This window comes from Nostoc sp., from assembly GCF_036917415.1.
Taxonomy (GTDB): domain Bacteria; phylum Cyanobacteriota; class Cyanobacteriia; order Cyanobacteriales; family Nostocaceae; genus Nostoc.
This window is the reverse complement of record NZ_JBALDJ010000114.1, coordinates 1-23,983: the sequence shown is the minus strand read 5'-3', so window position 1 is coordinate 23,983 and position 23,983 is coordinate 1. Positions and strand designations below refer to the sequence as shown.

The following is a 23,983-nucleotide window of genomic DNA, read 5'->3' as shown; positions in this document are numbered from 1 at the left end:
GATGAGAGAGAATGAGTTGAGTGGGGTGATTATTGGTTGTGCGATCAGGGTGCATACTGCTTTGGGGCCTGGTTTATTGGAGTCGGCTTATGAGGAGTGCTTGGATTATGAGTTGAAGAAAGCCGGATTGAATGTTGGTAAGCAAATTCCATTGCCTTTGGTTTACCAAGATGTGCAATTGGAATGCGTTTATCGATTAGATTTGATTGTCGAAAACCAAGTAATTGTAGAGATTAAATCTGTAGAATCCTTCCACCCGATTCATTCCGTTCAACTTTTAAGCTATCTCAAACTCGCAAATTGCAAACTAGGTCTTCTGCTCAACTTTAACGTCCTCCACCTCAAGGAAGGTATTAAACGCGTAGCCAACAACCTCTAACTCCCCCTTTGCGAACCTCTGCGCTTCCCTTTGCGTCCCTTTGCGTTGAAAAAAAATATCCCCCACCTCAGATTCCAAAAGCAGGGGTTTTATTAAAACTACTTAACAGAAACAGCATCAACATCAACAGTGCTTGCAGTGGAAGTAGAACCCTCTGGAGTATTAGGTACTTCAGTACCCACCTCACCCTTACGAGCTTTCCAGCCTTCAATCACTAGCCCAGACACCTCACTAACTAGCAGAGTCAAGAGGAAAACATCATCAATCTGTCCCACAACGGGTATAAAATCTGGGAGAACATCAAATGGGCTGATTAAATAGACCAACGTTCCTAAAATTACCCACCAACGGTATTTGGGGTTACGAAGTACACTGCGATACCAGGTGTAAAGTGATTGGATTGAAAATTTCATATTTTGAACCTCCAGTTATCTTTTATTTTGACAAATTATGCTAAAAACTCACGGTGCGAATAACCGTCCTAGTTAGTTAGGAAGACGCTACTAGTAATTTGTCAACAAAGATAAATAAGTAGGTAGCGGGTTCATCCTAAACAGACATGAGTCCAATAAAGACCGAACAAGAACAACCCCTTTCCTACTAGCGTTGGCGAGTAAGATTCAAAGCTTTTCTCCTTTTTTACCCAATTTTCGGGTGCAAGGCTGATTAATCGCTTGGTGCTGATATCTGCTGCTCTACCCATAAGAGATATGCCTATGTACTGATTGTACTTTGCTAGAGATTTTATAAATTACTCGGTATAGTCTTGAACTTCTGTGCAGACCCCAAAGAATAATCTTCTAATTTAAAATCAGCAAAAGGTTTCTTTTCTAACCTATTTCGTAGCGCCTCGTCAACAATAACACCTGATGATTCTCTTTTAACACCAATAATTATTACACTTGTCTGATATGTCGTTAAATCCTGATTTGCCTGACAATCACTCCGTTGAAATTGACCCAAATTCAATAAGCGATAACTTTTGACTCTTGGGGTATTAATAAATAAATTTTTAACCAAAAGTTGTATTTGTTTAGAACGTTCTAAAGCCACACGTTCTTGAACTAATCTATCACCTTTACAAGAAGCTGTGCCAATAGAGATAATCTCATTGGGAGCTTCCATTATATTCTCTATACCTTCTTGTTCTAAGTTCAACTTCAAAAGGTCAACACTAATAATTTCATCATTGTATTTAATTTGAAATTTACTATTTAAAAACCATTTATATTTTAGTGATAAAACCGCTATATTAAACTCAGCTATCCTTCCCTGACTATCCCTACCTTCTTGATAAGAAAAATAATCGATATTACCTTTTTTTTCTGGATATTGTCTGTAATAAGATGTTTCGGAAAAATCTGATTTTCGCGTGGCTAAAGCCACTATACTAAGTAATCCTAATACTACTAATAAAACTGCAAAAAATGCTAATATCGGCACTTTTTCCGGCTGCTTATTTGGAGGTAATGAATTGTTATTAATATCTTCAGTTAAATGTTCAAGGTTAGAAGATTCTAGGATATTACTATTTGTCGGAGTCGTGTCTGTTAATTGAGTTTCGATTTTTTCTAGGGAATACAAAATTTCTTGAGTACTGGCAGGACGTTTTTCTATATCTGACGCTGTTAGCCAATCAATTAAATTCAATAGTAAGGGTGAAATATGGGTAGCATGATTTTGCCAGTGCAACAAATTTTGCTGGACATCATACATCTCCAAAGGATGATATCCTGTCAGCAAAAATACAAAAGTGCGTCCCAAAGCAAAGAAATCTGACTGCGGTACTGCTTGACCATTCATTTGTTCTGGGGCGCTGTAGCCAGATGACATAAGTGCTGTCATCTTGTCGCCGTTGCTTAGTTGGTCTTGGTAGGTTTTATTAATTTCACTGGCGGTGCCAAAATCAATCAGTACTAGATTCCCCCAATCCTTCTCAAGGGGGGATCTAAGCATGATGTTAGATGGCTTAATATCTCGATGTAGGTACTGTTTGCTATGCACTACATCCAAAATTTCTGTTAACTGTCTCAACCAGTCTATGGTTTGTTCTTGGGATATGGGGCTATTTTGTTGGTGTAGCCATTGTTCTAAGTTGTAGCCATCAATTTTTTCCATTGCAATGCAATGCAACACTAAACCATTTCGGGTTTGATACTGAAAGTAACTATCTTCTTTGGGAATTCCAGGATGCTTGAGTTGTCCCAACACCGTTACTTCTTGCTGAAATAGTTCTACTGCTTGGGCGTTGTCTGATAAATCTTCTTTGAGTATTTTGAGAATTTTGGGGGTATCTTGTTCGTATGCCTCATAAACTTTACTAAAACCTGTTTTGTCACTCAACAAGCACGTCACCCGATAACGTCCTAGCAATTCTAGATGGGAACCACAACTTTGACAAAAGCGGTTTTGCTGATTATTCGGGTGATTTGGTTTAGGGCAAACGGGATTGATACAAAGGCTCATGACAGGGGAGTGGGGAAGGTGGGGCCCCTCTGGGGATAAGGGGTAATGGGGAATGGGGAGTGGGGGAGTGCAGGAGATGAGGGAGTGGAAAAGCAGGGGAGCAGGGGAGCAGAGGAGAAGTTGCAGTAAGTTTTTCCCCTCTGCCCCTCTGCCTCTTGTGCCCAATGCCCAATCCCCTATGCCCCATACCCAATGCCCAATCCCCCTAGACATCGCTCCTATTAATTCTTCTGATGCTGTATGATAATCCCGTCCAATAATCATGAGATTTTTTATTTGTGTTCAGCCAAGAAAGCTGCCACAGTTTGGTTAAATGCCTCTGGTTGTGTTAAAAACGGCCAATGATTGCCGGGAACTTGGCAGATACGTAAGTTTTGAAGATAAGTTTTGTAAGGTTGAATTTGCCAATTTTGGCGGTTCAGTCCTTGTTGTGGTTGGACGAATAAAGCCGCAGTGTCAAGGGGAATTGTAAAACCAGGCACTTGCATTACTGCCTCAAAAATTCCGTCGCGGGCGGCTATGGTAAATTTGCTGCCCCAACTTCCATCGGGTTTTTGTTCTATTCCTGCTTGGAAGACTTGCTCTTGTAAGGAAGTCCATCCTTGATATTGCTTTAATTGCCGTGCTTGTTGTTCGGCTTCTTCTTGACTAGCAAAGGGCCCCATGCTTTTAAGAAAAGGCAAAAAGCGATATAACATTGGGAAAGTTACGCTGAAAAGACTGGGCATTTTCCAGATAAAAATCGGATCGACGAGAATTATACTCCGTAAACGCTTTGGGTTTTGTCTTGCCCAGATGACGGCTAATTTACCTGTCCAAGAGTGACTTACAATATGGGCAAAAGTCCATCCAAGACTATCCATAAGCGCTTCAAGGTCTGCGATCGCACTCTCAAAGCTATAATCTATTTCTGGCTTACTACTTTGGCCATGTCCGCGCATATCTGGCGCAACTATGTGGTAGTGTCCCGCCAAGTAATCTCCTAAACTAGACCACACCAGGGCATGATCGCCTAAGCCATGTAACAGCAGTAAAGGTTCTTGACCTTGATTCCATTCTAAATAAGAAAGTTGGATATCAGGCTTTGATAAAGTTTGACGTACAGGCATCATTGCACATCCAGCCGTAGATAGTTTTGCGTTTATATGGTACTGCGAAAGAAGATGGGGGAGTGGGGAGCAGGGGGAGCAGGGGAAGCAGGGGGAGATGAGGGAGAAGAATTAATAACCAATGACAAATGACAAATGACAAATGACCAATGACAAATTCAATTGTTACCATATACCACTTTATGACTCTGAGGATTGTACCAATTGACACGAAATAATGAGGCTAATGAATGCCAAGATCAAGAAAAGGATGCCCCAAGGATATTAAAAGTAATATGCCAGAATTACACCAATCGATTGCCCAGCATTATCACGAACGGACTAAATACAATCCTGAGACTCTCGCTTCCAAAAGTCAGCGGTTAGACTGGACTAAACAGCCAGTGCCCTTCAAAGAGTACAAAATTGGCTCTACTTTTGATCTCAAACCTTATATCCAAGAAAAAGCAGAGGCTTATGCTAATAACCCAGATGCTCAATGGTGGCAAAGACTTTCACGGCTATTGTTTCGCAGTTATGGATTGACGGCGAAAATGCCTTCTATGGGTAGTGCAGTGTATTTACGCGCTGCTCCCAGTGCAGGCGGACTATACCCTGCCGAGGTGTATGTGGTTTCCCGTGGTACGTCGTTATTGCCGCCTGGTCTATATAACTACCAGTGTCGAACTCATTCTCTCATGCATTATTGGGAAAGTGATGTTTGGCAAACTCTCCAAGCAGCTTGTTTCTGGCATCGTTCTTTAGAAAATACCCAATTGGCAATTATTGTGACTGCGGTATTCTATCGTTCTGCGTGGCGCTATGAAGATCGGGCTTACCGTCGGATTTTTCTGGATACGGGACATCTGTTGGGTAATATCGAGTTAGCTGGTGCGGTTACTGATTACCGCCCCCATTTAATCGGCGGCTTTGTGGATGAATCGGTTAACGATCTGCTTTATATAGATCCGCAACAAGAAGGTGCGATCGCTGTCTTACCTCTGGCAGACTTGTTAGATGTGAATCAAAATTTGCCATTGGGATGTACTGCTTTACCTTCCGCCACCGAAACTAGTTATCCTCAAATCCCCGATGGCGAGCTACTAACATATTTCCATCGACACACCCAAATCCAATCAAGTGTAACTGGTAATTTTAATTTACCAACTATTAAACAAGAAAAATCTTTAGAGGATAAATACAATTTTCCTTTCTGTTTAAAAATTCCCACCACCACCGCACCGATAAACTGGGGACAAAAACTATCAGAACTGGAAAGCACTATGTATAAGCGACGCTCTACCCGCGCTTACAATGGTGATGATTTAAGCTTCGATGAATTGAAAAGTTTACTCGATTTCACTTACCAACCGCAAAATTACATCGACCAAAGCTTAGATATTTCTCCAGACTACTTCGATCTAAATTTAATCGAAACATTCATTGCTGTTTGCGGAGTCAAAGGACTGGAGGCGGGTTGTTACTATTACGCGCCCAAAGCCCAAGAATTACGCCAAATTCGGTTTAAAAACTTTCGGCGAGAGTTACATTTTCTCTGTTTAGGACAAGAATTAGGACGGGATGCCGCAGCGGTGTTATTTCATACAGCTGATTTGAAAGCTGCGATCGCACAATATGGCGATCGCGTTTACCGTTACTTGCACATGGATGCCGGTCATTTGGGACAACGCCTGAATTTAGCTGCAATGCACCTGAATGTAGGCGTCAGTGGTATCGGTGGATTCTTTGACGATCGAGTAAATGAAGTTTTGGGTATTCCTGCTGATGAAGCTGTTTTATATATTACTACATTTGGACGCCCAAGATAAAAATAATTCCAGAGGCGCAAAGAATCCAGAGAATTTCTTTGTGTGTCCTTTACGTCTCTGTGCAAGCTTACGGGGCTACAAAAAGCGCTAGGATGGAGATAAAATAAGCCTCATCGCCCTTTCTCCTTGTTGGTAGTACTTGCGCTTGTTACGACTTAGTGTCAATAATTCGGCAACTAACTCGTAGTCATCTTCCATATCCATCCATATAATCCAATATAAAAACTGCTATGACGGCGAATAGTCCGTCTAGATTCTTTAATTCGACCGATATATTTTTGGATACCCATACATTTAATTTACGGTTGGGGTCTAAATACCCATCCATATTGCGAATTGCAAATGGGAGTTTTGGCATATCTAGGTAATTTACGTTTTGGTCAGTTTTTCCTGAATGAATGTCCTGTTTTGCATCTCGACTAGCTGTAGATGTGATTAGAAACGGATTATTAGGGAGAATTCTTTGAGCATCGAAAACGACGGTCGCGGCAGTGGCAGGTAGTGTTATGGCTTTTGTATTAGTTATAGATAGCGTCGGCGCAGCCCAACCAAGTCATCGCTATCGACTGGTGAAGCTCCGATATTAAACTGGTGTTATGTTGAATGGGGCAAGAGTGATTAAAAAGAGTTAATGTCTCTTACCTGCTCCCAGATATAGCTCACCCACTTTCGGGTCATTCAACAATTCTTCACCAGGGCCGGAGATCGCATCCCGTCCCGATTCTAATACATATCCACGATTAGCCATCTCTAAAGCTTTACGAGCATTTTGTTCTACTAATACGATCGCAGTACCTGCCTGATTAATTTGTTTAATCTGCTCGAACACTTGTGTCACCAAAATCGGCGACAAAGCAGCAGATGGTTCATCTAAAATCAGCAAACCAGGTTCGAGCATCAAAGCTTTGCCCATCGCTAGCATCTGGCGTTCTCCTCCAGAGAGAGTACCAGCGCGTTGACGACGGCGATCGCTTAATCTAGGAAACATAGTAAATATTTTATCTTTAATTGGTTTCAAAGGAACGTTAAGCACAAAAGCACCCATCTCCAAATTTTCTTCAACACTCAGAGAAGGGAAAACATTGGTGATTTGCGGTACGTAGCACATTCCTCGTTGGACAATTTGATTGGACTTTAGCCCCACGATATTTTCACCTTTGAAGGTAATTGTGCCTGTGTGGGGGAGCAAAAGCCCAAAAATTGCTTTTGCCAAGGTAGATTTACCCGCACCATTGGGGCCAATCACTGTCACCAATTCCCCTGGTGCAACCCGAAAATTCACACCTTGCAGGATATCTACATCTTTGATATATCCAGCGTGAACATTTTGAACTTCTAATAAATAATCATTTGTCATTGGTCACTTGTCATTGGTCATTGGTCAACAGTCAAGTCAAGCATAACTATTAACTATTGACTGTTGACTATGGACTATTACGGGGTTTTTTGCAACTCCGGTCGTTCTTCTGGAAGAATCGCCCCTTCTACTGGGCAAACTTGGAGACAGATGCCACAGTCGATGCAAGTGGCAAAGTCAATCCAGTACCAATCAGTTCCCTTGGCATTTTTGCCTGGGCCATCATGAATACAAGCTACTGGACAGGCATCTACGCAGTCAGCGACGCCTTCACAGACTTCTGTAACAATTGTATGCGGCATGTTCTCGATTCCCTCTCTTCTGTATCGGCTGTTTCTAGCCTAGCAATTAGTTTAGTTCTGTTGGCTGGCAAATCATAACGCTTCCTGAATCCTGATATCTTTTGAAGTGCTATGACAACTGCTTGAAACTAGGTGTAATACAGCTAAGAATCAAAGAACCCCGGATAAACATAGTAAACACAGAAAATAAGACAAAAAATGACGATTGGCTCCTATCGGTGATATTGGAATGGTATGACTAGTTTTTCTTCAGGATTTTTGATGAAATTATTAAGGCGACGATTCAGAATTTCCAATTCTGGGTCGTTGCGATTGGAGTAAGTTTTTATATCGCGATCGCCACTTTCATAACGTAATACAGCAACATAATCAGTCGTACTCCCGCCGTTATCTGAAGAATAGATACGAGTCTCAATATCCATTTCTTTAACATCTTTAATTTTCTCTTTTGAGGAGCACAGTAAAGCCTGATACGTCAGCGTGCAATCTATACGATTGGACTCCACATTTTGACAGGTAATTTCGATTGGTTCACCTATCCAAAGTACCCAGCAAAGGTAAAGTATAACAGGCGAAAATACTCTCCATTTTTGAAATGTATTCCTGATGCGCGATCGCAAATTTTGAGGGGATATTTTTGGCAAAGGTGGCTAGACGTTAGTCAAATTTAGATTTTAGATTCTGGATTTATTAACGAATCTAAAATCATTTGCTTATCTAATTCACTTTACAGATACAGGTGAACATTGCTTTCTATCATCGCAAGTAAGAAATATTGGGGGAGCTTTGAACTGGATGAATTCGTCTCGAAAATTTAAATACTCAGTTTTAGCGATCGCTATTCCCACACATCTATATAATAAGAAAACAGTCACGATGAGCGATAACTATATTTTGAAACGTATACATACATACAGACAGCAAATCCTAAAAGAAAATAAAGAAACCTGTTGTTTGCTTATCCAAATAATAAGATACTAATAGTAATAGGATATACAGAATATTGATTTGTAGCTTTATCAAACTCATATTTGAGTGCATCTGAGTACAGCTTAATAATATTGCAAAATATCTTGATGAAATGTTTGCAAAGGCTTACAGGTAAAGTTTCTTGTAGCAACTACATAAATTCTTAACCCCTGCCCCAAAAATACTAGTACCCCCATCATTAAATACTAACGCCCCTACCCCAAGACAAATTTTAAGTTTATCTTGAGTCGGGGTTTCGGCGTTTGAGTACAACCTCAATCAATCCAATAAATCCAATCAGCATTGGGTTTTCTATCGAGTTGGAAGTCACCTGATATAAGCATAAAAATAGCAGATGACTCTTTTTACCAGATAGACATTACCGATGCAACAGTCTTTAGACAGTATTAGCGATCGCCAAACTACCAAAACGCAGGATTCTACCCGCACATCTATGCTGAAAAATCTCCTCTCTGGCGTTTTTTTTGAGCCATTATTGAGTGATTTTCGCATTATTTTTGAGCGCGATCCAGCAGCACGTAATTGGCTAGAAGTGGTATTTTGCTACCCTGGATTGCACGCGCTATGTTTGCATCGTCTTGCTCACTGCTTAGATAGTCGAAGAGTCGGTTTTATCCCCCGCTTAATTTCTCACTTCGGGCGATTTTTGACCGGAATTGAAATTCACCCAGGTGCAGAGATTGGTCAAGGCGTGTTTATCGACCACGGAATGGGTGTTGTCATTGGCGAAACTGCGATCGTCGGCGAGTATACACTGATTTACCAGGGCGTCACCCTTGGCGGAACTGGTAAAGAAACTGGTAAGCGTCATCCCACAGTCGGCAAAAATGCAGTGATTGGGGCGGGTGCGAAAGTTTTGGGTAATCTGCAAATTGGCGATCGCGTCCGTATTGGTGCTGGTTCCATTGTCTTGCAGAATGTCCCCAATGACTGCACGGTTGTGGGAGTTCCCGGCAGAATTATTTCTCGCAACGAAAGCGCCAGCCTTTCTCCTTTAGAACATGGAAAGCTACCCGATGTGGAAGCAACCGTGATTCGTTCTTTGCTTTTGCGCATTGAGCAACTCGAAAAACAACTGCAAACTTTAGGCGTTAAGAGTCATTAGTCATTGGTCATTGGTCATTGGTCATTGGTCATTGGTCATTGGTCATTGGTCATTGGTCATTGGTCATTGGTCATTGGTCATTGGTCATTGGTCATTGGCAAATGACAAAGGACAAAGGACAAAGGACAAAGGACAAATGACAAAGGACAAAGGACAAATGACAAATCACGTTTTGCAGATTCCTTTGAGCGATCGCTGGCGAATCTATCACCGTTTGCAAGAGTTAAAAATTAATAGCTCTTGTCCCCCCGATGGTTCTTTACGAGTGCAAGTGAACAATTTGGTCGAAGTAATTCTGATTCGCAGTACAGTTATGCAATTTCTTGCTTCTCGTCACGAATTATTAGAGTGGCTAGAGCGTTGCTGGCATTATAGGGATGAGTCATGATTATTTCAAAAAGACCTAATTCAGAGACGATTAATCTTGAATTCATGACGCAAGTACTGGACTTCATCCTTTTTGTTCACTAATGCACAAAGCTCAAATAGGTTTAGAGTTTGAAGCTACTGTCCCCTAGCAGAATTTGTTGCAGACTGAGATGGATTAGACGGAATTTAGATTTTGTTAGGTCTACTAAATCTGAAATTTCCCTGACATATAGCAACAATTAAAAAGGTGAAATTCCCGAATATAAATTGGAATTTCTGATTTTTAATCTTTTCCCCAATTAAGAAATTGAAAGTTCGATTATGCCGACTCGGAACAGAGATATAAAACTACTCAATTTTTTGCACAATGAACTTGAACTTTCAAATGCCGATATTGCTGTAGCTCTGCGACACCGTGAATCAGAAAATGGCCCACTACCGATGCTCCTCTGGCAGTATGGTTTCGTTGATTTGGAACAGCTAGGAAAAATATTTGATTGGCTAGCAGACCAAAGTTAGTTAATTGGAATCCTGTAGCTCTGAGTACCATTACCTGCCTAAATTACACCCACATGCATTAGAAAAAATGAGGTTACGAAGATGATTACATCCTTAATTGCTGGGTTCTGTGTATTACTTTGTTCGGGATTTGCTAATAGTTATATTAGTTCATTGCTAATCGAAGACATTTCAAATGACATCGGTAAAAACGATTAGTAAATTATACATTGTTTTAGTTCCCTGCCATACAGATGTGATGCTACTAATGGGGCAATAATTAAGGATCATGTATCCTACATTATGAATTGTGATATTTTTAGCATTTACCATCACTAGGGATTGTAGAGGGAAAGGATATTAAGAATACTTCCAAGAGAGGGATATTTGCAATGAATCAAATCATAATTAATGACACTACATTACGTGATGGCGAACAAGCAGCAGGTGTTGCCTTTACTCTACAAGAAAAAGTAGCGATCGCTAAGTTTCTCGATGCCATTGGTATACCGGAATTAGAAGTGGGTATACCGGCAATGGGTGACGAAGAAACCCGTGCGATCGCCGCAATCTCCAATTTAGGTTTACAAGCAAAACTCTTGGGCTGGAACCGTGCTGTCATCTCAGATATCAAGGCTTCCATCGCTTGCGGTTTGAACAGGGTGCATATTGCTATTCCCGTCTCTGGTATCCAAATTGCCACTAAATTTCACGGTCAGTGGCGAGTAAGTTTACAAAAACTCAAAGACTCAATTAACTTCGCCCTCGATCGAGGTCTTTGGGTAGCAGTCGGCGGCGAAGATTCTTCCAGGGCTGATGAAAACTTCCTCTTAGATGTAGCACTTTATGCCCAAGAATGGGGTGCATCCCGCTTCCGCTTCTGCGACACTGTAGGAGTTCTCGACCCCTTCACCACCTACACCAAAGTCCAACGATTGGTTTCAGCGTTGACAATTCCCCTAGAAATCCACACGCATAATGATTTTGGTCTGGCAACTGCTAACGCCCTTGCGGGTATCAAAGCCGGAGCCTCATCAGTGAGTACCACAGTTAACGGATTGGGTGAAAGGGCGGGAAATGCCGCATTAGAAGAAGTTGTCATGGCGATCAAACGCATCTACGGCGTTGATTTGGGCATTCACACTCCTAGTTTGCTGGAACTGTCTCAACTAGTTGCAGCCGCATCCGGTGCAGATTTACCACCTTGGAAAGCGATCGTTGGCGAAAATACCTTTGCTCACGAATCTGGCATCCATGCTCACGGGGTATTGCAAAATCCCACTACCTACGAACCATTTGCTCCCGAAGAGGTGGGTTGGGAACGGCGTTTAGTAGTAGGTAAACATTCTGGACGGCATTTAGTTGCTAACTTGCTAGAACAGCATGGAATTTTCTTGAACCCTCAAGAAACCCAATCAGTTTTAGACGCAGTGCGCCATCAATCGGTACAGAAAAAACGCAGTTTGACGACAGAAGAATTATTGAATTTGGTCAGAGAACAGAGGTACTCTCATGCAACGCGATGAATTAGAACTAAACTTGCCACCTGCTTTTGAAATTGGTGAAAAGGTAAGAGTTCGTAAACTACTGAAAAACGATGGTACTTTTCCTGGTAAGGAAGTCGGCCAAGTTTTAGTAAACAAGGGAGATATCGGCTACATAGCAAGTATAGGCACATATTTGCAGACTTCCTATATATATGCTGTGCATTTCTTAGAAACAGGGTTCGTCGTCGGCTGTATGAAAAAAGAACTAGAATCTGTTGAGGAATCTCATGAAAGTAATGCTACGCATGAATGACGCCGGCACTTTAGTAGTTTACGTTGCTAAAAAAGACCTGGAAGAAGAAGTCGTCAAACAAACCGATGGAAATGATGGCAAGATTCTCACCCTAGCAAATGGTTGGGAATTAGAATTTCGTGATTTGCCAGACACAGCAAATTTACCTCAAACAGTAGAAGCTAAACGCCTCTCGTAAAGCGACTGGGGACTGGGGACTGGGGACTGGGAAATAAATATTTAGGAATATTTTCTCAGTACCCAATTCTCAATTCCCAATTCCCCATGCCCCATGCCCAATGCCCAATCCCCAATGCCCAATTCCCAATCCCCAATCCCCAATCCCCAATAACTTTTTATCAATCATGGGTAACAAGTATTTGACGTTATCAGAATTGAACCTTGAAGGACAGTTACTAGGTTTTGTTGGTGGTGAACCAGGAAAATATAAATATTTGCAATTAGCAGTTCCATCTGGAAATGTGGAAATTAAACTACCTAAAGAGTTGCGCCGTTTACTAAGTTCATCTTTAGTTCCCGGTCAGCAAATTCGCGTTTGTGGTCATAGTAAGGTAGACTCGCGCACAAGTAAAATAAAAATTAAAGCCTATCGAGTCACACCAATTGATGCGTGTCCAAAGCAAGATTTACCACCTCAACCCAAAGCGAGGATTATGGTATGTCAAAAGGGCGGTTGCCTGAAACGTGGTGGTAAAGGTTTATTATCAGAATTAGAAAAAACTTTGTGCGATCGCGGTTTGTTAGACAAAGTTAACATTGAACATACTAGTTGCCAAAAATGCTGTGGCAGCGCTCCCAACTGTGTTTTACAGCTTGGTAACAAGAAATACAAGAATATTCATCCTGAAGCGATCGCATCTTTGTTAGAAAGTCACTTAACTTCAGAGCAATAAACTTCTCTAGCTATTCTTAAAATAATACATAAATTCGTAGGGGTAAAAATTTTACCCCTATTTTTTGTTGGTATCGTATAGCACTCTTGTCAAACTGCGATCGGCTAAGTTATAACTACTGCACTGCTGGTAATACTGAATACAAGCAGAAATTATAAAAATTTTCTGTAGTTTTGTTTAAGCAGGACTACAAACCTAGTTATTGTGTATAAATCTTTTGGAATTAACTTAAATACTTAAAAATAAATGTCTTTGTTTACTAATTTACTCAATCTACATTCAGGAACTAAACCGCGTGAAGATTTTTTTACTGAGATAGTTGCTTATTTTTTATCCCTGAATAATCATATTTTAATTGATTGGTTAAAACATCACTCAATAATTAGTGATGAGAATTATTCCAGCATTAAGATTTCAACCCAACAAGAACATAAACGACTTGAAACCCATACTGAAGATAGTAAATTGGACATTGTAGTTGAACTGTCAAATGGTTTAAATACAGATGTAATATTTATTGAATCAACAATTGGCTCTACAGAAGGATGGCGACAATTAGAAAAATATGCTGAGATTCTGAGTAATTTACCAAATGTTAGACATCGAATTTTAATTTACATCACCCGTGATTATGATCCAAAAGAGGAAATCAAAACTCCAGCATTTAATTTAGAACCAAAGATAAATTTTTATCAATTGAGGTGGTATCAATTTTATGCCCGCTTACAACAACACGCGACTGATATATTAGCCCAAGAAATACTAATTTTATTTTTCCAAGAGTCAATAAAGGAATTAAAAACGGTTCAAGAACAATATTTTGATTTTCCCTGGAAAGGTGTAAGTATAGAAACAGTTACAGAAACTGATAAAGAACAAGACTTAGACACCTCACCATCTTCCATCGCAGAAGTTTAATTAGTTACAGCTATATTAAGATAAAAATAACTCTGCATTCTCGTAGTTGTTATGAGCCTTACCACCACCAAACGCTTTACTATATCTACTAAAACTCGTTTAATCATTTTGTGTTGCCCTAATCCCTAATTTCCAGGTTTAGCAACTTCAGAATCAGAAGAATACTGATTGTTTCCTGGTTTGCCACGCTTAAATATGCCGCGCACTCGTTTCAAACGTGGCAACTCTGTCACGGATTCTTCTGTCGCTTCTGCTACTTCTGGGAGTAAATGTGCAACTCCAAATAGTTTTCCCAAAGAAGATGTTTTTAAAAAAGCTTGCCTTTGGCCATGAGTCATCATCTCACTTGATCCTACTCTTATTTCATCACTGCTCATATAGCTTTGCTTCTCCCCATTGACTTTCGTGTAGCTGACAGAATTTTGCTGCTGCTGTTCGTGAAAATCTGAAGCCATATAAATCTTCTCCAGGAGTACTACGTGCGAACCCAAGATACTCCATTTGCACTTTATCTCTATAGTATGACACAGCTGTATCTAGAGCTTGCAAAATAACTAACGGCTCGTCTGCTTCTGTTTGACAAAATCCTAGACTCACCTTAATTGCATACCAGATTAACCATTTGCCGATTGGTTCAATCAACCGTTCAGCTACATCTCCTCGACTTGTAGGATGAGCTTCTATATGTTCTATTTCTAGAAAACGGGGATATCCAGGATGAGGATAAAGACCATATTGCACTAATCCCCAAACTTTACCACCATAAACGAGTTTGACTATGTTTTGACAATCAAAACTGGTATTTTTCCAGAAGTTTAACCAGTTACAAGACCAATCGGTTGGCATATCATTTTCTCTAGCTGGGGAAAGACAAACTATTTCCTCAGCTGTCGATTGGATTTGGACTTTTACCTGATAGGAGCCAATGGTAGTCAATTAAGTTTTACAACCTTTTAATGGAAAAATTTCACATCAAAAGATTATATATTATAATCCAGAATCCTTGTAGAGACGTAGCACTGCTACGTTTCTACATTCTTTTTCGGATATATCTATAGTCTGATATAGGTGTATCTAGAGCTTGCAGAATAACTAGCGTCTTGTCTGCCTGCGTTTGACAAATGTTATAAGCCTTACCGAGATTGTTTGGAGAATTGCCTGAGTAGTTTTTGTATTTGATAACTATCTTAAAGAAAAAATGCCCTTACTTTCTAGTAAGAGCATTGGAATTTACTTATTTAATGTTTAGTGGGGAAATCTATGGCGCTTGGGATACTTTTCGCTTAAGCTTTCTCCAAAGTTCCATTACTCTAGCTATCATTTTTCCTGAGGAAAATGTAGTCTTTTTTCGTGTCCATAATCACTGAGATAAATCAAGCTGTATTGCGAATAGTCCCTACCCAATTGCTACAATAGACCTCTTGCGCCGTTTGCTGCCAGCTAAGGCCAGACCGACGATTCCTAAACCAGCGAGACTAGCAGGCTCAGGAGTTGATTGGACAATAGAAGATTTCTTGAATTCAAATGCAATGGTTTGTGTGCCGTTGAACTTGTTGGCATCATAGCCAGTGGTTAGCAACTGCTGAGTTACATTACCCTGTGCGAGAAACGAGATTCCATTCAGATATTTTCCAGAGTCGATGACATTGAGATTAAATGTCTTGTCCTTGCCGTTATTGGTAAAGTAACTACTGGTCAAATCACCATAACCAACAACACCACCACCTTGTTTCACCTGAGTTTCGTAAGAAATCCATCCATCTCCTGCCAAACCACCATATCCAACAGTGTAGCCTTCTTTGATATTAGTAACTGTCTTTGCCTGAACACTACTATAAACACCTAGTTGTTGTACCCCTGAAGCATTTACTGAGGAGAAATGAATCCCAAACAAATCCCCGCTGCTCATAGCATTTTCAAAAGTTTTGCCCGCCATATTGAAGAACAAATCACCATATCCAATCTGACCACCTGTAGCACCCTGTTCACCCTCTCCTGTTAATTTCATATTGCCGTTGATTGCCACAATCACGCTGGTAGCAGTTTCTTTGATAGCCATACCAGAGATATCGTAGGGATTTACTTTCCCTGCCGCGGCACCAACCCAGTAGTTCCCGTTCATCCCATCTTTGTTTGAATCAAATGCATACTGCCACCCGCTAGCATCAGTGGAGTTTTGACCCATTAAAAGACCAGTAGTATCATTCATACACTCCAAAGAGATGCTAAATGCTGTTCCCTTTAAGTCGGAGGCATACGCTCCTTGACCAGCCACAAAGAAGATTCCAAAAGTAGCAATACCAACCTTCAGTAAATTGAATAAGCTTTGAGTTTTCATTATTTATAACTTAATCTAGAGAATCACAATTTCCTGGACTTATCTATTTTTAATTTGAATTCCAAAAACAGAAAAGCGTGATTCTTCTGAAAATATAATTTAGATAATTTAACGGTAATTTTATAAAACTCAAATAACAAATGACATATTTACTTAAAATTGCTTTTGTCTAACCCATTGGATGAAATGGGAAATAGGAGCAAAGCCAAGCTGGTCTAGTAGCCTACGATTTTCTGCACCCATTTACTTAGACAGTTTTGAAAAACTTTTGAGTTTGTGCAAGCTTAATAAACCATATCCCCTAGCATCTCCGTACAGGGCATCTAAAGCCGCGATCGCTAGAAGTTTTTTGTTTGCATCGATCGCTTTAGAAAGTAATATCCGATTCGGATGAACACTTGGGTATTTACATAGCAGCTTGCTAGTTAAGGGAGTCAGGAGGCAGGGGTCGAAATCAATAAGCCTCCTGACGACTGACAGCTTTATTATGGTTACTAGCAAAAAATGCAACCCTTTTAATCAAATCAAACCTTCCAACGCATGTTGTAAATCATTTGTTACATCAGCAACAGCTTGTCTAGCACCTAAACGATTTTCCTTATACGCCGGGTAACGCTCAGAAATAGATATTGGTTCACCCACAGTAATTTTTACTTTTTGCTTACCCAATTGCGGACGCTGCACAGTTTTATTACCTTTGATTTTAGCAATCATTTGCCATAAAATTAAAGTCGTCTCAGCAAACCTTTCTACGGTTGGGTTTTCACGAATATAATTACCAGAAACAGCGACAAAACTTTCTACTAAACGCATGTGCCACATCCGCGCATTTGCTTCTTCTGCAATGCGATCGCCTAAAGCTCTTTCAACAGCAGAGACTCCTTTTACATCCTTAAAATCTTCTCTAAATATATAATTCCACCCAGCTTGTTCTACTCGCCGACATCGATCACTCAAAGTACCTTTTGACTGCAAATCAAAATACTGTTCTGATATTAGTAGCGCCGCATTCAACAACGCTTGTAAACGAACAGCTAATGCTTCATTTCTATTTTCGATTTCTTTTCCTACTGTTTTGGCATCTGTAAGCTTTAGATGATAAAAGCGCGTGTAAAATTTTTCCATCAGCGAAAGTAAATGTTCAGCCAAAGTCAATAACCGAGGATAAAGCGACTCTATAGAAGCATTTTCTGGTGCATTCACTGGTAAACCACTAGCCGCTTCTAATTCACTTAAAAGATTGGCGATCGCATCCCAAGGAGCATCAACGTAACTATATTTAATCCCAACTGGTACAATTAAAACCTGTTGGTCACTTCCAGCTTTGTGCAAATCTTCAGCACACCAAAAGCCTAATTGGGCGATACCAGGTTCTAGAGGGCTAATATTCTCTGATAAACCATTGGTAGCACCTTCTGGCGCAGCTGCCATCGGGAATTTCCCATTAGCAAACAACTCACGCGCCGAACGTAACCCCATCCAGTCAGCCTTACCTCGCTGAATTGGAGTCCCACCTAAATGAGAAACAATCCAGCCAACGTGGGAACCTGCCCATAAAGGAATGCCGCGATCGTAGATAAAATGAGCGTGAATGGGAAGTTGTAGTGTTGTACCTTGCGATCGCGCTGTCTTTGGTACGAGTTGAGACAGCAAGTAACCCAAACAAAACGGATCGTCTGTTTTCGGATGACGAAATGCCAGCATAAAACGGATCTTACCTTCCTGAAACTGGCGATAGAGATCCACCAGAACTTCTACGTTGTCTGCTTCAATTTGGGTAATAGGTGTTTGCCAGTTTATCCAACTGGGTAGCAACAGATGGACAACTCGTAGCAATAAAGGGTTAAACGCGGGGGGAATAAATTCTAAGGGTGCTTGTGCTTGATAAATTACATTTGACAAAGTAGTCTCTCCTAAAGATGCCCTGATTCTAATCGCCTGATGGTTATTTCTTTTAAGATATCCTAACGGCTGTAATATGCACGCGAACGGCAAGGCTTCTCTACGAGAGGCTACGCCAACGCCAACACACTAAAATTTATTGGTTGAGATGATAATTTTTCAATCACCAACTTCCCCAAATTTCTTGGTCATGCTGTTGACAAAATCTCTACCTTATCGAATGAAACAGCCCTGCTTTACAAGAGGAGGGTTAGGGTGGGGGCAAAACTCCATAGAAACGGTTCCCTGTAAAGTAAATGGTGCTTAGGGGAAGGTGAGGTAGTCGTTTGATTCATAATATTTGATATTAAAGATGTTCTTAAAGTTGAGCGCAGCCCGCCAATTATCACGTTTATAAGAGATAGAAGCGTCGGTTCTGACATAAGAGGGAAGGGACGTATGACTTGCTGTTACTGTAGACAGGACAAGAAGCTTATCAAAGCGCACATCATCCCAGAGGGCTTTTTTCGCCGACTTCGTGAAGAGCAAAATCCACCTAAAATGCTGACTAACACACCTGGCAAATACCCAAAGACAATGCCCATCGGTGTTTATGATAAAAATATTCTGTGTGACGAGTGTGAAAAGATATTTGGTGTTTGGGATGAGTACGCACAGCAACTCTTAACAGATGAGCCTTTACATGGGGAAACGATCCTAGATGGCACACAGTGTATAGGGTGGCGTGTGACGGAATACGACTACACCCGGCTGAAACTGTTTTTCATCTCATTGTTATGGCGTGGCTCTGTATCTAAACAGGACTTCTATCGAAAGGTAAACCTCGGTTCATTTGAGGAAAAAGCCAAAGAATTGATAGTACAGAAGAATCCAGGGACTTCAGAAGAATTTGGCGTGACCCTAGCCAAGTTTGACCATCCCTTAAGCAGCGCCATGCTTGACCCTCACCCAGAAAAATTTTCTAGAGTAAATTATTACCGATTCTATATAGCTAGCTATGTTGCCTACATCAAAGTAGACAAGAGGAAAGCACCTGAGCCACTTTCAGATTTCCTGTTAAAGGAAGGACAGCCCCTAATTATCATAGGCAGGAACTTTACAAACAGTGCGGAGTTGCAGCTGATGCACAGCATAGTGAAAAAGTAGCGGTGCGATCGCATTGCCTGACTCTTAGTTCTCTTGCCTTTTCAGGGATCGCTCCCCTGGTTATGGGGGAAATTGATCATATTTTAACGTGAGTTCGACGGCTCATGTAGTAACCGCTTAATTGGCGTAAATAAAGAAACCTCTCCCTGGTTTTACTACGCAAAACCGTCCCTCTCCGACTCGGAGAGGGACAGACTTGAACTAAAGTTCAAGGCAGGGAGAGGTTCGTCGAAATCACGTTATTTTAAATAAAATTTAACTGTCACGTATATGGCATAAAACTCATAGAAGATGAGGCGATGCAGATGATGGCTAGTCTTGCCCTAATGATAGTTTGAGTGTGTGATTAAACTTTGTCCCGTCTTGCCAGAACAACATTCCCTTTTTTACTTGAAGCCGTCGAGTAAGTCCTCCTTTTTCAAGTGCTTCATTTACCGCAGATGCATATTGATCAGCAAACATTGGTAATAAGCTTGGGTCATAGAAGATTATCAATTCGGGAGTGGATGTGGAAGTAATAGCTACTATTCGATCACAAACTCTAACTTCTCCATCATCAAAACTTATTACCGCTCGTCTGTAGTACCATCGGCAGTCCTCATTGGTCATGGCAACAATTACTGGAGGCTGGAAATAATGCATATAGAGTGCTAAATCCTTAGTACTACTTTGTTTGGGTACTTAGTATATTGCCACCATATTAAATCATCGCCCTGATTGTCTAGAACCCAATCACCGAAACCGCCTTTCGCTTCTGCTCTGGCGTTACCTCTAGATAGCGTAGTGGAGGTTTAGCAGCACTTGCAAATCTTAATAACAGGATAGACTCAAGCTAAATCCTGGCAATACATTTTCACCTGATAATTGTGTGGGCAGATTTCGCACTTCCACATCTTGTTTTTGGCGATAAATTTCTACTTGCTGATGTTTTGGGTTAATTAACCATGCCAATTGCACCCCTGCATCTATATATTCTTGCATTTTGGAACGTAACATTTCCAAATCATCTGTTGCTGACCTTAATTCAATGACAAAATCGGGTGCAATAGGGGGAAATTTGCGTCTTTGTTCAGGTGTAAGTGCTTGCCAACGTTCTCGTTGAATCCAAGCGGCATCTGGGGAACGATCAGCACCATTGGGTAATTTGAATATAGTAGAAGAACTGAAGGTAAATCCGAGGCAAGTTTGCCGATTCCAGATTCCCAGATCAATAATTAAATCTGCTTCTCGATTGCCGCTTTCACCTCCAACGGGGGACATGATGATTAATTCTCCCTTGGCAGTGCGTTCAAATTTCAATTCGCGGTTATTTTGACATAAGTGATAAAATTGTTCGTCACTTAAATGAACAGCGTCTAGTTTTAATGTCAAAGGACTCATAACCTAGACCTAGATTAAATAGTTGCAAAGATTATATCATGCCATATCTTAACGGCTGTAAGATGCCGATCGCACACCACGCAAGTTAAAAAACTAAGATGCCTTCTTAGTCCGCCCAGGCAAAAAGAGTTTGTGTAGCCAAGCCAGTGCGTGGGCGGGTTTCCCGACTTGAGGCGACTGGCGACTGGCGTCCTGCCGACTTGTTCGCGCAGCGTCTCCGACAGGAGAAGCATCTGGCGCGGGATTTCTAATCGCCAGGTGGTTTATAAACAAATTAGAGATTCTGGAAAGGAATAAACGATGCGACTTTCACAAATGTTATTTGTTACACTGCGGGACGATCCGGCTGATGCTGAGATTCCCAGTCATAAATTATTACTCCGTGCAGGTTACATTCGTCGCATCGGTAGTGGTATTTATGCTTATCTCCCTCTGATGTGGCGGGTATTACAAAAAGTTTCCCAGATTGTGCGGGAAGAAATGAACGCTACAGGCGCACAAGAATGTCTCCTACCACAATTACAGCCTGCTGATTTATGGAAAGAATCGGGACGCTGGGACACTTACACCAAAGCTGAGGGGATTATGTTTTCCCTGATTGACCGCCGTGAGCAACAATTAGGATTAGGCCCAACTCATGAAGAAGTAATCACAGCGATCGCTCGTGATATGATTCGCTCGTATCGCCAGTTACCACTGCATCTCTACCAAATTCAAACCAAATTCCGCGATGAAATTCGTCCCCGCTTTGGTTTAATGCGCGGACGGGAATTTATCATGAAGGACGGCTACTCTTTCCACGCCGATGAAGCCAGCCTCAAAGAAACTTACCAGGATATGTATAAAGCCTACAGCAATATCCTACGGCGTTCTGGTTTAGCTTTTCGGGCAGTAGAGGCTGATTCTGGTGCAATTGGTGGTTCTGGTTCCACAGAATTTATGATTTTGGCGGAAGCTGGCGAAGATGAAGTTCTCTACACTGAGGATGGTAAATACGCCGCTAACGTAGAAAAGGCTGTTTCTTTACCAATTGACACCGAAACCTCACGGTTTACAACCTATGAAAAACGCGATACACCTGGAACAGAAACCATTGAAAAGGTCTGTCAACTCCTCAACTCTTCTCCCACTCAATTAGTGAAAAATGTCCTTTATCAGACAGTTTATGATAATGGTTTAACGGTGTTGGTTTTGGTAAGCATCCGAGGCGATCAGGAAGTTAATGAAGTCAAATTGCAAAATGAATTGACCAAATTAGCTTCTGAATATGGTGCTAAAACTATTATTAGTTTGGATGTACCAAATATAGAAGCCCAGCAAGCATGGACAGCTAAATCTTTACCTTTAGGTTACATTGCGCCAGACATCGCAGATGAGTATATTACCGCCAACAAGCAGATCCATCCCAAGTTTTTGCGCTTGGTAGATCAAACAGCCGTTGATTTAAAAAACTTTGTTACAGGTGCGAATGAAGCTGGCTATCACGTAGTTGGTGCTAATTGGGTTGAGCAATTTAAGTTACCAAAGCAAGTAGTAGATATACGTAAGTCAAGACCAGGCGATCGCGCCATCCATAACCCAGAACAAACTCTCTTCAGCGCTCGTGGAATTGAAGCAGGTCACATTTTCCAATTAGGCACTAAATATTCCCAAGCAATGGGAGCAACTTATACCAATGAACAGGGTGAAGAAAAGCCGCTATTTATGGGTTGTTTTGGTGTAGGTGTGTCACGATTAGCACAAGCTGCTGTAGAGCAATCTTACGATAAAGATGGGATTATTTGGCCAGTTGCGATCGCACCCTACCACGCGATCGTCACAATTCCCAACATTAAGGATGCTCAACAAATCGAAATCGCCCAAAAACTTTACACAGAACTCAATCAAGCAGGAATTGAAACCCTACTAGATGACCGCGATGAACGTGCTGGAGTGAAATTTAAAGATGCTGACTTGATTGGCATACCTTATAGAATTGTAACCGGGCGGGCGATCGCTAATGGCAAAGTTGAAGTTGTAGAAAGAGCCACCCGTAAATCTCAAGAAATAGTCATTGATGAAGTTACAACAACACTTCATAAGTGGATTACGGAAGCAATAGAGTGAAGTAGGGAGTAGACAATTTTCCATTCAACCTAACTTTTCACCTCATCTGTAAAGACCCACGAAAAACCTAACCCCCTTCCTACGATTGTAAGGCGGAAAATTCAAAGTCTCTCTCCTTCAAGGAGAGAGATTTAGAGAGAGGTTTTCCAGTACCGATGAAAAGTCAGATTTCCCAGAGACGATATTAATCGCGTCTTTCCAAAATTTACATAATTTGGTAGGTGACGGATTAAAAGTAAAAATTCTAGAATTCAATTAGGCACTTACAGAATTAAAAGGCATAAAGTCTTCTCTAGGTTGTGGGAAACTCTCTACTTATAAGTATCGTCGTTAACCAGGCTGCTCCTCACATAACTACCATATCAGCCCTCAGTTAGGAAGGTTTTGAACATGAAAGACCAACAAGGATCTAATCGTATTTCTTCAGGCGTAATTGCAGCTGTGTCAGCAGCAGTTGTAGCGGTGGGTGGCGGTGTAGCTTGGTTTACCACACAGTCCAGCAATACTCCCACACCATCAAACCCTTCTGCACGCATCGATCAGCCAGCACAGCCATCAACTAGGCAGCCAGCTAATGAGCAAACTCCTAATGTTTATTGGCTAAGATCGAACAACAAAAATATTACTTTGGTTCCCCAACCTGTTAAAGTCGCTTCTATTCGACCCAACCAGCCTTTAGAAGCAGCTTTCCAGAGTTTGTTAGCAGGCCCAACAGAAGGGACAGATACAACAACTATCCCTAAAGGAACCAAGCTATTGGGGCTGAAGGCTGAAAATAATCAGGTTCACGTTAATTTATCTGAAGATTTTACCAGCGGTGGTGGTAGCACCTCAATGATGGGCCGCGTCGGACAAGTTGTTTACACTGCAACAACTTTAAATCCAAAGGCCAAGGTGTACATTGACGTGAACGGCAAACCGTTGGATGTTTTAGGCGGTGAGGGTGTAGAGTTACAACAACCGCTAACTCGCGAACAGTTTCAGAAAGATTATCCCCTTTAGTCATTAGTCATTGGTCATTGGTCATTAGTCATTAGTCATTAGTTTTGGATAAATAACAAAGGACAACTGACAAAGGACAAATGACACCTGACTTACCGTTTGCTATTTAACATTT

At 41.1% G+C, this 23,983-nt stretch carries 27 protein-coding genes and 1 pseudogene; 14 read left to right on the top strand and 14 right to left on the bottom strand.

Going from position 1 to position 23,983, the window contains the following annotated elements:
* Window position 1 precedes the first annotated feature (1 nt).
* Window positions 2-379, top strand: coding sequence for a GxxExxY protein (locus V7K41_RS25495; protein WP_334852720.1), 378 nt, complete (start codon window positions 2-4; stop codon window positions 377-379).
* Between the two features lie 98 nt (window positions 380-477).
* On the opposite strand, the gene V7K41_RS25490 is transcribed toward V7K41_RS25495, so the two are convergent.
* The 3 genes from V7K41_RS25490 to V7K41_RS25480 form a co-directional block, all read right to left on the bottom strand.
* Window positions 478-792 carry a YkvA family protein gene (locus tag V7K41_RS25490; protein WP_334852718.1) on the bottom strand — a complete coding sequence of 105 codons (315 nt, stop codon included), beginning with the start codon at window positions 790-792 and terminating at the stop codon, window positions 478-480.
* Between the two features lie 331 nt (window positions 793-1,123).
* Window positions 1,124-2,845 (bottom strand): serine/threonine-protein kinase, encoded by a 1,722-nt coding sequence (locus V7K41_RS25485; RefSeq protein ID WP_334852716.1) that lies wholly within the window; start codon window positions 2,843-2,845, stop codon window positions 1,124-1,126.
* Between the two features lie 272 nt (window positions 2,846-3,117).
* A complete protein-coding gene (locus V7K41_RS25480; RefSeq protein ID WP_334853200.1) occupies window positions 3,118-3,954 on the bottom strand; it encodes an alpha/beta fold hydrolase in 837 nt (278 codons plus the stop codon).
* A gap of 275 nt (window positions 3,955-4,229) precedes the next feature.
* Here V7K41_RS25480 and V7K41_RS25475 point away from each other — a divergent pair, with 275 nt between their 5' ends.
* Entirely contained in the window at window positions 4,230-5,762 is a 1,533-nt protein-coding gene (locus tag V7K41_RS25475) for a SagB/ThcOx family dehydrogenase (protein ID WP_334853197.1), read from the top strand.
* An 87-nt stretch (window positions 5,763-5,849) separates the two neighbouring features.
* On the opposite strand, the pseudogene V7K41_RS25470 reads toward V7K41_RS25475, so the two are convergent.
* From V7K41_RS25470 to V7K41_RS25455, 4 genes and pseudogenes are all read right to left on the bottom strand, one after another.
* A pseudogene (locus V7K41_RS25470) lies at window positions 5,850-6,061 on the bottom strand (IS4 family transposase); the annotation flags it as partial.
* Between the two features lie 329 nt (window positions 6,062-6,390).
* Window positions 6,391-7,119 carry an ABC transporter ATP-binding protein gene (locus V7K41_RS25465; RefSeq protein WP_334852714.1) on the bottom strand — a complete coding sequence of 243 codons (729 nt, stop codon included), beginning with the start codon at window positions 7,117-7,119 and terminating at the stop codon, window positions 6,391-6,393.
* A gap of 77 nt (window positions 7,120-7,196) precedes the next feature.
* Window positions 7,197-7,421 carry an indolepyruvate ferredoxin oxidoreductase subunit alpha gene (locus V7K41_RS25460; RefSeq protein WP_104907250.1) on the bottom strand — a complete coding sequence of 75 codons (225 nt, stop codon included), beginning with the start codon at window positions 7,419-7,421 and terminating at the stop codon, window positions 7,197-7,199.
* A 212-nt stretch (window positions 7,422-7,633) separates the two neighbouring features.
* The gene (locus tag V7K41_RS25455; RefSeq protein WP_334852711.1) at window positions 7,634-8,065 is read right to left on the bottom strand and encodes a hypothetical protein; all 432 of its coding nucleotides are present in this window, start codon (window positions 8,063-8,065) and stop codon (window positions 7,634-7,636) included.
* A gap of 710 nt (window positions 8,066-8,775) precedes the next feature.
* Here V7K41_RS25455 and cysE point away from each other — a divergent pair.
* The 8 genes from cysE (at window position 8,776) to V7K41_RS25415 (ending at window position 13,994) form a co-directional block, all read left to right on the top strand.
* Window positions 8,776-9,516, top strand: coding sequence for a serine O-acetyltransferase (gene cysE, locus V7K41_RS25450; RefSeq protein WP_334852709.1), 741 nt, complete (start codon window positions 8,776-8,778; stop codon window positions 9,514-9,516).
* 157 nt (window positions 9,517-9,673) lie between these two features.
* Window positions 9,674-9,904: an Asr1405/Asl0597 family protein gene (locus V7K41_RS25445; RefSeq protein ID WP_334853195.1), complete on the top strand. Its 231-nt coding sequence runs from the start codon at window positions 9,674-9,676 to the stop codon at window positions 9,902-9,904.
* Window positions 9,905-10,206: 302 nt separating this feature from the next.
* A complete protein-coding gene (locus tag V7K41_RS25440) occupies window positions 10,207-10,404 on the top strand; it encodes a DUF2949 domain-containing protein (RefSeq protein WP_104909030.1) in 198 nt (65 codons plus the stop codon).
* 371 nt (window positions 10,405-10,775) lie between these two features.
* The gene (gene nifV, locus V7K41_RS25435; protein ID WP_334852704.1) at window positions 10,776-11,909 is read left to right on the top strand and encodes a homocitrate synthase; all 1,134 of its coding nucleotides are present in this window, start codon (window positions 10,776-10,778) and stop codon (window positions 11,907-11,909) included.
* Window positions 11,896-12,183: a nitrogen fixation protein NifZ gene (locus tag V7K41_RS25430; protein ID WP_094327372.1), complete on the top strand. Its 288-nt coding sequence runs from the start codon at window positions 11,896-11,898 to the stop codon at window positions 12,181-12,183. The genes nifV and V7K41_RS25430 overlap by 14 nt, the downstream gene beginning before the upstream one ends.
* Complete coding sequence (gene nifT / locus V7K41_RS25425) at window positions 12,158-12,361, top strand: putative nitrogen fixation protein NifT (protein WP_298921155.1); 204 nt, start codon at window positions 12,158-12,160, stop codon at window positions 12,359-12,361. Before V7K41_RS25430 ends, nifT begins: the two co-directional genes overlap by 26 nt.
* Window positions 12,362-12,527: 166 nt before the next feature.
* Window positions 12,528-13,076 (top strand): (2Fe-2S) ferredoxin domain-containing protein, encoded by a 549-nt coding sequence (locus V7K41_RS25420; protein ID WP_334747424.1) that lies wholly within the window; start codon window positions 12,528-12,530, stop codon window positions 13,074-13,076.
* 246 nt (window positions 13,077-13,322) lie between these two features.
* Window positions 13,323-13,994 carry a PD-(D/E)XK nuclease family protein gene (locus tag V7K41_RS25415; RefSeq protein ID WP_334852702.1) on the top strand — a complete coding sequence of 224 codons (672 nt, stop codon included), beginning with the start codon at window positions 13,323-13,325 and terminating at the stop codon, window positions 13,992-13,994.
* Between the two features lie 125 nt (window positions 13,995-14,119).
* On the opposite strand, the gene V7K41_RS25410 is transcribed toward V7K41_RS25415, so the two are convergent.
* The 3 genes from V7K41_RS25410 to V7K41_RS25400 form a co-directional block, all read right to left on the bottom strand.
* Window positions 14,120-14,335 carry a hypothetical protein gene (locus V7K41_RS25410; protein WP_334852700.1) on the bottom strand — a complete coding sequence of 72 codons (216 nt, stop codon included), beginning with the start codon at window positions 14,333-14,335 and terminating at the stop codon, window positions 14,120-14,122.
* A gap of 25 nt (window positions 14,336-14,360) precedes the next feature.
* Entirely contained in the window at window positions 14,361-14,930 is a 570-nt protein-coding gene (locus V7K41_RS25405; RefSeq protein ID WP_334852699.1) for a hypothetical protein, read from the bottom strand.
* Between the two features lie 460 nt (window positions 14,931-15,390).
* Window positions 15,391-16,332, bottom strand: a complete 942-nt coding sequence (locus V7K41_RS25400) for a PEP-CTERM sorting domain-containing protein (RefSeq protein ID WP_334852697.1) — start codon at window positions 16,330-16,332, stop codon at window positions 15,391-15,393.
* A 181-nt stretch (window positions 16,333-16,513) separates the two neighbouring features.
* Here V7K41_RS25400 and V7K41_RS25395 point away from each other — a divergent pair, with 181 nt between their 5' ends.
* A complete protein-coding gene (locus V7K41_RS25395; protein WP_334852695.1) occupies window positions 16,514-16,726 on the top strand; it encodes a hypothetical protein in 213 nt (70 codons plus the stop codon).
* Window positions 16,727-16,851: 125 nt separating this feature from the next.
* On the opposite strand, the gene V7K41_RS25390 is transcribed toward V7K41_RS25395, so the two are convergent.
* Complete coding sequence (locus V7K41_RS25390) at window positions 16,852-18,234, bottom strand: 1-acyl-sn-glycerol-3-phosphate acyltransferase (RefSeq protein ID WP_334852693.1); 1,383 nt, start codon at window positions 18,232-18,234, stop codon at window positions 16,852-16,854.
* A 438-nt stretch (window positions 18,235-18,672) separates the two neighbouring features.
* On the opposite strand from V7K41_RS25390, the gene V7K41_RS25385 reads away from it, so the two are divergent.
* On the top strand, window positions 18,673-19,380 hold the full coding sequence (locus V7K41_RS25385) for a hypothetical protein (RefSeq protein ID WP_334852691.1): 708 nt from the start codon (window positions 18,673-18,675) through the stop codon (window positions 19,378-19,380).
* 312 nt (window positions 19,381-19,692) lie between these two features.
* Here V7K41_RS25385 and V7K41_RS25380 read toward each other — a convergent pair whose 3' ends face one another.
* The 3 genes from V7K41_RS25380 to V7K41_RS25370 all read right to left on the bottom strand — a co-directional run bounded on the left by V7K41_RS25380 (window position 19,693) and on the right by V7K41_RS25370 (window position 21,033).
* Complete coding sequence (locus V7K41_RS25380; protein WP_334852690.1) at window positions 19,693-19,989, bottom strand: hypothetical protein; 297 nt, start codon at window positions 19,987-19,989, stop codon at window positions 19,693-19,695.
* 201 nt (window positions 19,990-20,190) lie between these two features.
* The gene (locus V7K41_RS25375; RefSeq protein ID WP_334852688.1) at window positions 20,191-20,760 is read right to left on the bottom strand and encodes a Uma2 family endonuclease; all 570 of its coding nucleotides are present in this window, start codon (window positions 20,758-20,760) and stop codon (window positions 20,191-20,193) included.
* Window positions 20,761-20,853: 93 nt separating this feature from the next.
* On the bottom strand, window positions 20,854-21,033 hold the full coding sequence (locus V7K41_RS25370; protein WP_334852686.1) for a hypothetical protein: 180 nt from the start codon (window positions 21,031-21,033) through the stop codon (window positions 20,854-20,856).
* 27 nt (window positions 21,034-21,060) lie between these two features.
* On the opposite strand from V7K41_RS25370, the gene V7K41_RS25365 reads away from it, so the two are divergent.
* Complete coding sequence (locus V7K41_RS25365; protein ID WP_334852684.1) at window positions 21,061-22,866, top strand: proline--tRNA ligase; 1,806 nt, start codon at window positions 21,061-21,063, stop codon at window positions 22,864-22,866.
* Window positions 22,867-23,256: 390 nt separating this feature from the next.
* Entirely contained in the window at window positions 23,257-23,868 is a 612-nt protein-coding gene (locus V7K41_RS25360; RefSeq protein ID WP_334852682.1) for a GerMN domain-containing protein, read from the top strand.
* The last annotated feature ends 115 nt before the right edge of the window (window positions 23,869-23,983 follow it).